The following is a 13,480-nucleotide window of genomic DNA, read 5'->3' as shown; positions in this document are numbered from 1 at the left end:
CCAAAAATAAGGCAAAAGCCCCCAAAACCCTAACGGCTAAACATTCGGCGGTAATTACGTTGGTTCGGCGTGCTCATTACAAAAATCAATCGGCCTGATACCGTAAAGTAGCCGTCGTTTCGGGCACTGTTTCCACGCTGCTCTCCGGCGAAGCTGGGTTTCTGCCCTATCTCGGCCCGACGATCGGATAAGGCCGCAGCCATCGGTTGCATTCGACTACGGTCCGGATAAACCGTACTCACGTCGTCTACGTAATCGCTCATTACGTGCGTATACGTGGCTTCGAGGTGAAATTTGAATCGTTCGGTCGCCAGAACGGGCACCCCAATCCCATACCGAATAATTGGCGGTAACCGGTTATACGCAACGCCTTCGGTTTGCAGGGGAGCCAGACTATAGGTTTGTCCTTTGTAGCTGGCTTTTGGGGTGAGGTACGTCAGTCCTACTCCGGCCAGAGCATACGGAATAATGACGTGATTCCGATTATCGGCCCGCCAGAAGTCCCACTGCAAACCTACCCACAGGTCTGGATTTACGCTTTTAAAAGAGAGGTTGTTGTAATACAAGTGGGTATTCTGCTGACTACCCCGGATGTAATAGACCTGCGCTTCAGCCCGAAAACTTAACTGGGGAGAAAAGCGGTACGCAGCGGCTGCGTTTAAAGCAATACCCAACTGCAGATGGCCTAGGTTTCCCCACTCGGTGAGATCGCCAGCGTAATGAGTAGGCCCAGCACCAACGTTCAAGAGCCAGGTACCGGGTTTTTCGCGCCAGATTTCGGAGCGCTGCGCGACCCCGTCAGCAGACAACAATAGCCACAGCATAGCTGTAGCCAACACAAGGCAACAAATCTTCACAAGTTCAGTACGTTACGGTTGTTTTTAAAGCGGACAAGGTAACGCCTTACCAGAAGAAATGAAAGCCAGATTGCCCTATATGTCGTCTAACTTTACAAAGTGGTCGACATACAGGGCAATCTGGGTGTGGGCGACGTAACACTCTTTGCTAAAGTTCGCCGATGTCTTCGTTCCAGACCGTTGGCTTTTCGGCAATGAACTGGTTCATCATATCAACGCATTCGGGTAAGTCGAGATCAATGACTTCAACGCCGTGCTGTTCCATAAACTCGCGGGCACCGGCAAACGTCCTCGACTCGCCAACAATCACCTTCGGAATCTTAAACTGTACGATGGTGCCAGCGCACATATAGCAAGGCATCAACGTAGAGTAGATGACCGTGTCGCGAAACGATCCAACCCGACCGGCGTTGTTCAGGCAATCCATCTCGCCATGCAGAATGGGGTTGTTTTCCTGTACGCGCTTGTTGTGGCCTGAAGCTACTAACGCACCGTTTTTCACTAACACTGACCCAATCGGGATACCGCCTTCGTCCAAACTCTTTCGAGCCTGACGAATGGCCTCCTGCATAAACTCGTCCATTGTAGTGGATTTATAATGATTTCAATGTATCGTAATCGCCTACTTCTTTGAGGTACAGCAAACGACTCATTACACCGTGAATATTACGTACTGACCTATGTACTTCGGAGAAGGTTGTTAGGCGCCGATCACAATAACTTCATAGTGTCGTAATCCCCAACGTGCTTCAAGTACAGAAAGTGAATCAGTAGCCCGTTGACGTTATTGACTAATTTATGAGCCTCTGGCAAGGAAGCTATAATCGTCGTGATACGCTCGAATTCCGACTGGTTACCCATGTTTTTGTGGTGAAACGCCATGATCTCATTTCGTGGAAGCTCCCGTTCGATGTAAAAGAAATGCATGGCTTCGTCGCTGGTTCCGGTACTGGGAAACCACAATCTCGGATTCAGCTTGGTCAGTTCGGCAGCCGTGACTGACAGGCCAATTTCTTCGCCCAGTTCCCGAGCCGCCACCTCATCGGGTGCGTCGCTCGAATCGACCATGCCCGCCGGGTGCTCGTAGGTTTGTGACCCGTCGGATATACGTCGCTGACGCACTAACACCACAAATTTTTCTCTCGTGTCTTTGTCAATCAAACAAACCAGAATTGACGCAGCATGACCTTTCAGGAAACAAACGGGTGGAATTTTGTCACCCTCCGGCGTATCAGCATCGACCTCAATCATGGCAAACAATACTTCTCCATTGTGACGACGCCGGATGAAATGCTCTTTTACTTCGTTTATTTTTAGTCCGTTACTTTCCATCTGCCCCTTCCAGAACCGGAATTTCGGAGCATCCTGAAGCGTTTCTTCTTTCTTACTCATGGTTGTTTAATCAATCAAATTGTATTCCTTATCAACTTTTTAGCTGGCGATTACTTCTGGGTTAGTCCCTGCGCGTCGGGGCCGACGTAGCGCTCAAAAAATTCATAGATACGTAACAGTCGGTCGATACGTTGGCGCACGTTGCCCGTCCGGCTCAATTCGTGCGTCGCGCCGGGCATGCGAACGTACTCAACCGGACGACCCAGGATTTTCAGGCTCTTGTACAGCATCTCGCTTTGGATGACACCCGTGCGCAGGTCGTTCTCACCGTGCTTGATGAGTAACGGTGTTTTGATGTTCTCGACAAACGTGTAAGGCGAGTTCGCGTCCAGAACTTTTTGAGCTTCAGCCTGCCAGGGATAGCCACCAAAATAGTTAGGCACCAGCCGCCAGGCGTTTCCTTCACCCATAAACGTAGTGAGGTCATACACGCCCCGCTGCGAAAAAGCCGCCTTGAACCGGTTGTCGTGCCCAACAATCCAGGCCGTCAGATACCCCGCGTAAGACCCGCCGGTAATCACTTGTCGGCTTGTATCGACCCACGATTCTTTAGCTGCGTCAGTAGCCGCAGCCAGGACGTCCTCGGCCGGGCCGGTACCCCAGTCTTTAATGTTCGCACGCTGAAAATTTAGGCCGTAGCCGCCCGAGCCGCGCGGATTCGCATACACGACGCCATACCCCTGTGCGCACATGTACTGAAACTCGTGCCACATCGATGGTTCGCCCGGTCCCCACATTGCCGTTGGGCCACCGTGCATGTTGAGCAGAAGCGGATGTTTTTTACTGGCCTCTACTACCGAGGGTTTCATGATCCAGTAATCGACGGTTTGGCCGATGGAGTTTTTGTAGGTCCGCTTTTCCGGATAGCTAAGTTGCCGCTCCGCCACCCAGGCGTTGTGGTTACTCAGTCTGGTTTGATTTTTAGCCGTAGCATCAGCTATGTACAGTTCCGACGGGTTAGTGACCTCTGTTTTGCTCAGAACAATCCGATTACCTTTTACGTCGAAACTCGTAATGCCGCTCGTAAAGTCGGTTAACTGGGTGACCTGACGAGTCGCCGGATCGAGTTGATAGATGGGTATACCTCCGTTAGCGGGGGCGGTGAAGTAAATTGAATAGGTCGTTCCTTTCTTAGCTTTCGCCGACGCCATCGTCTCCGCCCAGACCATATTTCCAGCGGCCCGATCGAACGTAACGAGTTGCAGATCCGAAGCGGTATATCCGGTTAACCGGGCTAAGCCAATCTGTGAAAAGTTAACCCCTTCCGATGCACTCGTCAGAAACACAAGTTGCTTTCCATCGGGCGAAATCTCGGGCGAACCGTATGTTTTACCAGCCTCCGCGAGCACCGTTACGTACTTGCCCGAACCACTCGCCGGTACAAACATGATGGCGTTATCCTCCCCGCGGTCGGGATGAATGAGGGAGTCACGATCCGTGACAGCCAGCAGTCCTTCACCGTTCGGCAGCCAGGTAGCCGCCTGAAAGGACATAAAGCTCCGGGTAAGCGGTTTCGGCACGGCTCCCTCGCGCACATCGATGCTGAACAGCTGTGTAAAGGTCAATTCCGGCTCGGTAGTCGACTCGCCCTGTAAGTTCAGCCGGTTGATCACCTTCGCCTTCTTGTCCTCTACGTCTTTATTCAGGTAAGCCCGAATCTCGGCCAGCGAACCATCGGGGTTTGGCTTTATCTTTTTATCTTCTTTAATAAAGGCGTTACTGGCAAAGCCCGGCTTTTCCAGCGACCACGACGGCGTTCGCTTTGTCGGATTAATCAGGGAATCCGTCATCATTTGCGCCATCGATACGCCCCCCGTGAAAGCCAGCCGTTTTCCATCCGGCGACCAGAGTGGATTGGAAGCGCCATACGTACTGTTCGTGAGCTGCCAGGCTTCTCCCCCGTCGAGCGGCATAATGAAAATCTGGCTCTTACTTTTCACCGAACGGACGAAAGCAATACTCTTCCCATCGGGCGACCATACAGCCTGCCTGGCCGACTCCGGACCACGCGTTAGCGCCTTTGCGTCACCGGCCTTCAAGCCCGTCAGGTATATATGTGTTTTGTAATCGTACTCTTCTTTCTGATCAGGATTTGGCTCGATGGTGGTTACCGTATACACAGCCCGTTGACCATCCGGGGATACTTCAATGCCTCCAACTTGTTTGATGCGAGTCAGGTCGGTAACGGTAACTTTCGATTTAGTCTGGGCGCAAACCGTCTGAGCCGTGACGGCCAGGAGAATGATAAAGCGTTTCAACATAGTTTATTGATTCAGAAGCGGTACGTAGCGTTCACGAATGATATTGGCATGATGTTTTGCATGGCCAACCAGTACGTAGCCAAGCGCTAAAACAGTTATGGTTTGATGGAAGCAGACGCCACTACGCAGCATCATTTCCCGATCGAAGCTTTTGAATAAAGCGATACTCGACTGCCGGACTAAGGTATACTCTTCGTACAGATCAGGAATACTCCGTCGATTAGCCTGAGCAAATTGAGCAAATGGCTCTTCGTCATAGCCAGGTAACTCCGTTTTATCATTACGGGCAAACCGCATGGCCCGATACGACATAATACGTTCGTTGTCGATTACATGCTGAAGAATATCTTTTACAGTCCATTTGCCGGGCGCGTAACGAAGTTCACCCAAAGCTTCCAGAGTTTCGGCGGGAATCAATTGATCGAAGGACGTAACGGCAGTGAGGGCGTCAATCAGGTCCTCGTTGTCCGCAATATTGATATAGCGATCGAAGAACTGCGGCAAAACCGGAATCTCAGACTTAGTCATGGTAGGATATGATTAATCAGAAACACAAACTCCCCGAAAGTACTGAAACTTTCGGGGAGTTTGTGCAGCCAAAGTCGTCTTTCTGGCTGATTATCGGCTCGAACGACTGGCATTGGCCGTTTTGGGTTTAGGCTGCGATGCCGCACTACCTCCTCCCGTCAACTCATTGACCAGCCGGTCTGCTTTATAGATATACCGCATGGCTGCGATTATACCTCCCGAATGAACCGAGATGCTCCGGTTGGCATCCGGCACAAAGATGAACTCGCCGGGCAGGCTTTCCATATTGCCATCAAAGACCAATCCCACAGCTTCCCGGTTCTTATTGATCATCGGGCTGCCCGAATTACCGCCGATGATGTCGTTCGTTGAAATAAAGCACATCGGTTGTTTAAGCAATTCGGCAGGTGGATTCTTCCAGCGGGCAGGTAAATTCCAGGGTGCTTTATCAGCAAATGAGTAATTCCGATCGTACAACCCCGCAAAAGTTGTGATGATGGGCGCTTTTGTCCCATTATAGTCGTAACTCTTGACAATGCCGTCGTTGATCCGAAGCGAGAATGTAGCATCCGGCGGAACGGCCGTGCCATACACCGCATACAGCATCCGGCCTAATTGGCCACGTAACACCTCCTGCCGCTGCGTAAGTTGACGGGCCTGACGGGCCGCAGCTAGATACCTCGGAAACCCAATTCGCGCCAGGGCCAGCATCGGATCGTTCGAAGTACCAATCGAGCCAGTTCGGGTGACCAGATCGCTGACGAAAGCGGGGTCTGTTAGCTTCGTATTCTTAATCAGGTAAGCAGCCGCTTCCTTTGGTGTGCGCGTTGTTCCATTAGGCCCGGCCAAAGCGGCTTTTACGTAAGGATCATCAGCCCCTAAGCCAGCCTGCGCTTCGGCCAGGTGAGCGGCCAGATACGCTTCTTCCAGCACTTGGCTTTTAACCGTGGGCGGCTCCATCAGCGACCGGGCCCGTTCGGCATCCTGCGGCCGGGTAGCGGCCAGTTCGCCGAATTGGGTAGCCACGTTCGCAAATGTCAGCAACTCGCCCATGGTACGTTCGCTCGGACCGAGGTAGTTGGCATCCTTAAACAAACTACGTAGCTGCGCCATACTGGCGGCCATCTCATCCCAGGTAGCTAGCTGATCGGTCGGCAGGTTCTTCGCCTTCGCATCGGCTTTAAACTGCCGTTCAAAAGCCGCTTTTCGGGCCATTAGGTACGGATCGCGCAGCCCTGCCAGTTGCCCATTATAGGCTTTAATGCTGTTTTCGTAGCTGAAAATTTCGTTCAAAACGCTGTCGCTTTTAGCGGTTGCGTTATATGTCTGCAAAGCGCCCGAGCGATTACGTAGCTGCTGAATTGTAGCCGGAGTCTGTACATCCCGGTCGAACTCTAACTCCGCTACAGTTTTGAGTCGTTCGGTATGGCCGGGATTGCCGATCACAAAAATTGGCTCACCATCGCGAACGCCGTTGGTATTGAACTTAAAAAAATGACTGGTCTGCAAGGGTTTGCCGTTGTCATAGACTCGAAAAAAGGAACAGTCTAAAGCGTAACGCGGGTACGTAAAATTATCGTAATCACCGCCGAAGAAGCCGAGCTGTAGTTCAGGCATGAACACCAGCCGCACGTCCGTGTACCGTTTGAAGCCATATAGGGCGTAGCGACCGCCGTTGTAAAAAGTAATGGTTTGTAACTCAAGTCCCTGCCAATCGTTTTTGGCAGCGTACTCCTGCTTGATAGCCGAAAAAACCTGTTCGCGGGCCTGTAGCTGAGCCTCATCGGTTTGCGCCTGGGCGGATGCCGTGCTGCTCATGGCGTCCTGCACGCGCTTCGTTACGTCTTCAATCTTCACCAGTTGATCGACAAACAATCCGTTTACCTTACGTTCCTCAGCCAGCGTTTTGGCAAAAAAGCCCGTTGCGTTCAGGTCTTCTCCCTTCCGCGTTACGCCCGTTCCCGACTCGCGGGCGCAGTGGTGGTTGGTCATAACCAACCCATTGGCCGACACAAACGACGCTGAACAGTAGTCCGCAAAACGGAGTGAGGCCAGCCGGACTTCATCGAACCATTTGTCATCGGCGGTGAATTTATAGGTTTTCTGAAAAAACTCTTTAGGTGGCGTGTCAAATGTCCACATCTTCCCGAGGTCGAGCGGACTTCCTTTTACTGTATCGGGATTAATTGACGCCGGTGCATTTTGCGCGAGCGCGCTGGTTAGCCAACCAACCAATACCACATTGGCCAACAAACCAGCGCGTAAAACAGATTTCATCATAATCAGTACGTTAGTCCAGACAATCCGCCAGCTGGACGGGAGAATCTACTACCCTACAAATTAAGCAAGCTCCTGCCTGGCCGTTAAGCGACTTCGTTCTTCATCAGAATTTCGTTCGATACGTTATCATCTTTCCGAATGAAGGGCCGGATGATGAGTCGCGTACCACGCTGATAGGTGAACAGCCGGTACATCCAGTTGCTAAAGACAATGAGTTTGCTCCGGAAGCCGACCAGGTACCAGATATGCACAAATAACCAGGCCATCCAGGCGATAAACCCTCCCAGGTGCAGGTTTCCCGGCAAATCAGCCACCGCCCGGCTCCGGCCAACAATGGCCAATGAGCCTTTGTCGAAATACTCAAACGGTTCGGTCGGTTCGTTTTTAAGGATGCGTCGTAAGTTTTTGGCCAGGTGATTTCCCTGCTGGATAGCGGGCTGCGCTACGCCCGGATGCCCTTTCGGCCATTTCTCGGTTTTCATAAACGCGATGTCGCCGATGGCAAACACGTTCGTAAGGCCCTGCACCCGGTTAATTGGGTCAACCAAAATCCGGCCCCGTTCGGTCGATTCGACGGGAATCCCTTCGATCATGGCACCGGTTACGCCTGCCCCCCAAACCAGCGTTTGGGTTTTAATCTGTTCACCGCCTTTGAACGTAACGGTTTCGCCATCGTATGATTCAACGAACGTATTCAGTTTGATAATTACGCCCAGATCCTCTAAGTACTGCTGCGACTTCTTACCCGCTTCGTCCGACATGGGCGGCAGCACTTTGGCCATGCCTTCTACAATATAGATGCACATCTCGCTAAAATCGAGACCCGGATAGTCAGCGGGCAATACGTGTTTGCGCATCTCGGCCAGCGAACCCGCCATCTCGACGCCAGTCGGGCCCGCACCGGCAATTACGAAAGTAAGCAGACTTTTTCGTTCGGCCGGATCGCGCGTGATGCTGGCCTGCTCAAAGCATTGCAGAAACTGACTCCGTATGTTCAGCGCTTCGGGTATAGTTTTGAGCGGAAATGCGTATTTTTGAATCTGCTCGTTACCAAAGAAATTCGATTTTGATCCGGTGGCTACGATCAGATAATCGTAGTGCAGGTCACCAATGAGCGTTGAAACAGTCTGGGTGGCGGTGTCGACCTTATTCACGCGAACCATCCGGAAATGAAAGTCGTCATGTCCGTCGAACATCTTCCGGAACGGTTCGGCAATGGCGTCGGGCTCAAGACCGGCGGTTGCTACCTGATACAGCAGCGGCCAGAAGCCATTATAATTCTGTTTATCAAACAAGACGACCTGTACATCTGTATTGCGCAGGCTTTTAGCCAGATTCATTCCTCCGAAGCCACCACCAATGATGACGACGCGCGGTTTCTTGGTTTCCGGTATATTCAGCGAAAGTTTATCGTATTGAAGCATGGTCGGTCAGTTGTTTCATTCACAGTGCTTTTCCTGGGTTTATTACCTTGTAATCAAGTGTTTTGTTTGAACTTGATCGCGAAAGGTGAGCAATTGTCAAGAAACTACACCGTTTTAGTATACAACATATTATTTACCAGTCCAGTGCTTGCGTAACTGGCTAAAATGATGGATCTGGCTTGGTTAATAAGGTCAGATTTCTGAGTTCGAATTCATCTAACATTATGCGGACAGGCTTATGCGTCCTTCTTCTTCATTATCTGTTCGTTGGTAGTTTACTGGCTCAGAATACGAATCGGCAGCGCGTCACGGTAAGTGGCTACGTACGCGAAAAAGGCAGTCAGGAAGCGTTGATTGGGGTTAACGTTTATCTGCCCGGCACATCAACCGGAACCACGACGAATACGTACGGTTTCTATTCCCTTACCTTACCCGCTCAGGATAGCATCCGGCTGGCCTTTTCATTCGTCGGCTATGAAACGGCCGACCAGTTGATCAGTCTTCGGGCCAACACGACGTTGAACGTAACGCTCACCCCCGGCCGCATTTTGTCGGAAGTAGAGGTGAAGGCCGGGCGCTCGGATGAAAAAGTAAGCGAGAGCCCGCAGATGAGCCGCATTGATGTACCGGTAGCCCAGATCAAGAAAATCCCGGCTTTTTTGGGTGAGAAAGACGTCCTGAAAGTGCTGCAACTGATGCCCGGCGTTCAGAAAGGCTCGGAAGGACAGACGGGTATCTATGTTCGCGGGGGCGGCCCCGACCAGAACCTGGTTATTCTCGACGACGCCATTGTGTATAATGCCAATCACCTGTTCGGCTTTTTTTCGGTCTTCAACGGCGATGCGCTCAAGAGCGTTGAATTAACCAAAGGTGGCTTTCCGGCGCGATTCGGCGGCCGGCTGTCTTCGGTCATTGAACTGAACATGAAAGATGGCAACCGGGAAAAGCTCCACGGCGAAGGCGGCATTGGCCTTATTGCATCCCGACTGGTTCTAGAAGGTCCATTGACAAAGAATAAAAGGGGTTCTTTTCTGGTATCAGGCCGACGTACGTATTTAGACGTAGTAGCCGCTCCACTCGTGCGGGCGCAAACGGACGGACAAACCACGGCGGGTTATTATTTCTATGATTTAAACGCCAAAGCGAATTATGATCTCGATCCGAAGAATAAGCTATACTTGAGTGGCTACTTCGGCCGTGACCGGTTCTACGCCCGCGATGCTGAACTCGGCACCGACGTCAGCCTGAGCTGGGGCAATGCAACCGGAACGTTACGCTGGAATCACCTTTTCAACCAGAAGCTATTCTCGAACCTATCGCTGATTTTCAGCGACTACAAATTTCAGATCGCATCCGACGAAACCAATAGCAGCGGAAACGATACGTTCTCACTCCGTTACAACTCAGGTATCCGGGACTTTTCGCTTAAGTACGACGTCGATTTTTACCCAACTCCCCAGCATTCGGTACGGATGGGTGTACAAAGTATTTATCACCGCTTTACGCCCAGCGCGGTCGTGTTGCAGAACGCCAATATCAATCAGTACAACATCAACATCGAAAATATCGACGTCCTGGAGTCGGGTATTTACGCCGAAGATACCTGGCGACCAACGGATCGCTGGCGCGTAAACGGTGGCATTCGACTGAGTTATTTCCAACAAAAAGATGTGGCCTATCTTCGGCCAGAACCCCGCTTATCAGCAGCGTATACGATCAAGCCGAACTTGTCGGTAAAAGCGTCGTATGCCCTGATGAATCAGTACATCCATTTATTGTCGAACACCGGTATTGGCTTACCGACGGATTTGTGGGTATCTACCACCGATCGGGTTAAACCGCAGCAGTCGCAGCAGGTAGCGGTCGGTATTGCCAAAGACTTCTCAGACAAAGGCTTGGCGCTGACCGTTGAGGGGTACTACAAAACGATGGATAACATCATCAACTACAAGGAAGGAGCCAGCTTTTTATTGATCGGCGACCCAACGTCAGCCGAGAAAATCCGGTGGGAAGACAACGTAACGGCGGGCCGGGGTTGGTCGTACGGGGCGGAAGTTTTACTGCAAAAGAAGACGGGTCGTTTCACCGGCTGGGCGGGCTACACCTTATCCTGGACGCAATGGCAATTTGCCGAATTAAACGCTGGTCGACCTTTTTACCCCCGCTACGACCGTCGGCACGATATTTCCCTGGTCGGCATCTACGAACTGAACAAGCGCATTACGCTGTCGGGAACGTGGGTGTATGGTACGGGGCAGGCCCTGACTATGCCGGTTGGGTTGTACAACTCCTATCAGCCCGGTACTACGTTTTTCTATACGTCGAGGAATGAATTGGTCCAGAGCTTATTTCAGAACAATCGAAGTGTGCAGGATTATGGCGCTCAGAAAAACACGTTCCGGGCGGAGCCGTATCACCGTATGGACATCGGGATTCAGTTTCACAAGACCAAGAAACACCACGAGCGGACCTGGGAGCTTAGCGTTTATAATCTCTACAACCGCCGTAACCCGTTTTTTTACCGGCTCGAATCGGTCAGCGAAGGCAGTGGCCAACGTACCGGCCTATTTCGCTATTCAGTTTTTCCAGTTGTTCCTGCCGTCAGTTACAACTTCAAGTTTTAACGTATTGGCTCGTGACAAATCGTTTTATTCTTCATCTAATTACCCCACTACTCGCCTGCGGTTTGCTCTTGTCGAGCTGTGATAGCTTACGGAACGAAGTAGACCCCGAGTTATTGAATCGACAGGCGTCCAAACTAGTTGTTACGTGCTTTCTTTCTCCGCAGGATAGTGTGCTGGCCGTAAAAGTATCTCGTTCGCAAACCGTGTTGAGTGATAGCACAAATACGAGTGCGTACGACAATATTCCCGGCGCGGTGGTTACCCTATCGGAAGGCGACCGGACGATAGCCCTGTATACCCAAACGAATAAGGTCAGTTCCACGGACTATTACCGCGCAGCAGCCAGTCGGTTTCCGATCATAGCGGGTCGCACGTATAAGCTCGTTGTTCAGACGGCTGAGGGTGAGCGGGCCGAAAGCAGTTGCACAATACCCAAATTCGTTAAACTGGAAAGTCTGGACTTTGACTCGACCATTGTCAACCAGATTATCCGGCAGCAGCGTCGCTATTTTGTACGAGCGCATTGGCAGGACCCAGCCGATGAAACAAACTTTTACCAGATCGCGGGCAACTTTCAATACGTAAACAGTAAGCCTGATACGGCCCGGCGTGTGGAATTTAGAACTCTCCGCTTCGATACGAATACCAGTAGCTTACAAACCGACGACAACAGCCGGGGAGCTAAAATGGAATCAGAGCGCGCTTTCATAAACGGTAGAACCCCTAATACAACCGGATCAGGGAGCTTCCTGGACAATTTCAAATTGGCAAAGGTTGTTGTCGATCTGCTGAGTATTGATCGAGCATATTATAATTACCAGTATGCCGTTGGCCGGCAGGCACAGGCTTCCGGTAACCCGTTCGCCGAACCGGTTCTGATTCCCAGCAACATTCAGGGTGGGTTAGGCTGCTTTGCCGGTTATAATAAATCAACGGTTGTGCTAACGCTGAAATAAAAAGGGGAATCACCTTATCGGCAACTCCCCTTTTTATAGACTTTACATTATCTAGGCGGTCTGGCTGTTCATCACTTCGGTTTGTTTCCGAATTGACTCCATGTGAATGATCTTGTAGATTTCTTCAACCAATTCAGGATACAGACCTAACCGCTGCCCCATTTCGGTGCGGGTTTTCAATATCTCTTTCCAACGATCAGGCTGGAACAACGTAACATTATTATCCCGTTTGTATTCGGCCAGGCGCTCTACAAGAGCCATACGAGCCGCGAGCATTTCCACGATCTGCCGGTCTACGTTATCGATGCTGCGCCGTGACTGTTCCATGAAACCCTGGAACTCCAGGTTCTGCGATTCAACCTGCCGAATTTGCAGGTGGTCCAGCATCTCACCGAAGGCCGCTGGCGTCAACTGCTGAGCAGCATCACTCCACGCTTTATCGGGATCAATGTGCGATTCAACGATCAGACCATCGTAGTTGAGGTCCATCGCCATCTGCGCCAGCTCGTTCAGATACGCCCGCTTACCGGCCATGTGGCTTGGATCGCCAATGATCGGAAGTTGTGGGAAGATCGATTTGAGCTCAATGGCCATCTGCCACATTGGTACGTTCCGGTATTTGCTGGCTTCGCCCGTGGCAAACCCCCGGTGGATAGCGCCCAGCTTCTTAATACCCGCGCCTGCGATCCGTTCAAACGCACCGACCCATAACGCCAGATCAGGGTTTACCGGGTTTTTGACCAGCACGGGTACGTCAACGCCACGTAGCGCATCCGCAATTTCCTGTACGTTAAAGGGGTTAACCGTTGTTCGGGCACCAACCCATAAAATATCAACGCCGTATTTCAACGACAATTCGATGTGCTCTGGAGTAGCAACCTCAACCGCGAACGGTAAGCCCGTTTCGGCTTTAGCCCGCTGAATCCACGGCAAAGCAGCTTCGCCCATGCCTTCAAAACTACCTGGACGGGTGCGGGGTTTCCACACCCCGGCGCGAATGGCATGAACTGCGCCCAGAGCCTTCAGCTGGCGGGCGGTTTCAACTAATTGATCTTCGGTCTCGGCGCTGCAAGGACCAGCGATGATCAGTGGTTTGCCGTTAGTCTCAATCCACGAGGCAAGCGGCTCTACGGCTAATTCTACCTTCATAAGAAACGC

General features: G+C 51.5%; 10 protein-coding genes. 2 read left to right on the top strand and 8 right to left on the bottom strand.

Annotation, left to right across the window (positions count from 1 at the left end; genetic code table 11):
- Positions 1 to 29 precede the first annotated feature (29 nt).
- The 7 genes from ACYVIY_RS20820 to ACYVIY_RS20790 form a co-directional block, all read right to left on the bottom strand.
- A complete protein-coding gene (locus ACYVIY_RS20820; RefSeq protein WP_460978335.1) occupies positions 30 to 824 on the bottom strand; it encodes a hypothetical protein in 795 nt (264 codons plus the stop codon).
- Between the two features lie 181 nt (positions 825 to 1,005).
- Complete coding sequence (locus ACYVIY_RS20815; protein ID WP_460978334.1) at positions 1,006 to 1,440, bottom strand: nucleoside deaminase; 435 nt, start codon at positions 1,438 to 1,440, stop codon at positions 1,006 to 1,008.
- 128 nt (positions 1,441 to 1,568) lie between these two features.
- Positions 1,569 to 2,249, bottom strand: coding sequence for an NUDIX hydrolase (locus tag ACYVIY_RS20810; RefSeq protein WP_460978333.1), 681 nt, complete (start codon positions 2,247 to 2,249; stop codon positions 1,569 to 1,571).
- A gap of 50 nt (positions 2,250 to 2,299) precedes the next feature.
- Positions 2,300 to 4,510, bottom strand: a complete 2,211-nt coding sequence (locus tag ACYVIY_RS20805) for a S9 family peptidase (protein WP_460978332.1) — start codon at positions 4,508 to 4,510, stop codon at positions 2,300 to 2,302.
- 3 nt (positions 4,511 to 4,513) lie between these two features.
- Positions 4,514 to 5,038, bottom strand: coding sequence for a DinB family protein (locus tag ACYVIY_RS20800; protein WP_460978331.1), 525 nt, complete (start codon positions 5,036 to 5,038; stop codon positions 4,514 to 4,516).
- Positions 5,039 to 5,128: 90 nt separating this feature from the next.
- Positions 5,129 to 7,315: a S46 family peptidase gene (locus ACYVIY_RS20795; RefSeq protein WP_460978508.1), complete on the bottom strand. Its 2,187-nt coding sequence runs from the start codon at positions 7,313 to 7,315 to the stop codon at positions 5,129 to 5,131.
- An 86-nt stretch (positions 7,316 to 7,401) separates the two neighbouring features.
- Positions 7,402 to 8,742: an NAD(P)/FAD-dependent oxidoreductase gene (locus ACYVIY_RS20790; RefSeq protein ID WP_460978330.1), complete on the bottom strand. Its 1,341-nt coding sequence runs from the start codon at positions 8,740 to 8,742 to the stop codon at positions 7,402 to 7,404.
- 224 nt (positions 8,743 to 8,966) lie between these two features.
- On the opposite strand from ACYVIY_RS20790, the gene ACYVIY_RS20785 reads away from it, so the two are divergent.
- Together ACYVIY_RS20785 and ACYVIY_RS20780 are read left to right on the top strand one after the other, a co-directional pair.
- Positions 8,967 to 11,366 carry a TonB-dependent receptor gene (locus tag ACYVIY_RS20785; protein ID WP_460978329.1) on the top strand — a complete coding sequence of 800 codons (2,400 nt, stop codon included), beginning with the start codon at positions 8,967 to 8,969 and terminating at the stop codon, positions 11,364 to 11,366.
- Positions 11,367 to 11,377: 11 nt separating this feature from the next.
- Positions 11,378 to 12,322, top strand: coding sequence for a DUF4249 domain-containing protein (locus ACYVIY_RS20780; protein ID WP_460978328.1), 945 nt, complete (start codon positions 11,378 to 11,380; stop codon positions 12,320 to 12,322).
- Positions 12,323 to 12,373: 51 nt separating this feature from the next.
- Here the strand turns inward: ACYVIY_RS20780 and ACYVIY_RS20775 are convergent, their stop codons facing one another.
- Positions 12,374 to 13,471, bottom strand: coding sequence for a chorismate mutase (locus tag ACYVIY_RS20775; protein ID WP_460978327.1), 1,098 nt, complete (start codon positions 13,469 to 13,471; stop codon positions 12,374 to 12,376).
- Positions 13,472 to 13,480 lie beyond the last annotated feature (9 nt).

This window comes from Spirosoma knui (genome assembly GCF_054780635.1).
This window is presented reverse-complemented; position numbering and strand designations above follow the sequence as displayed.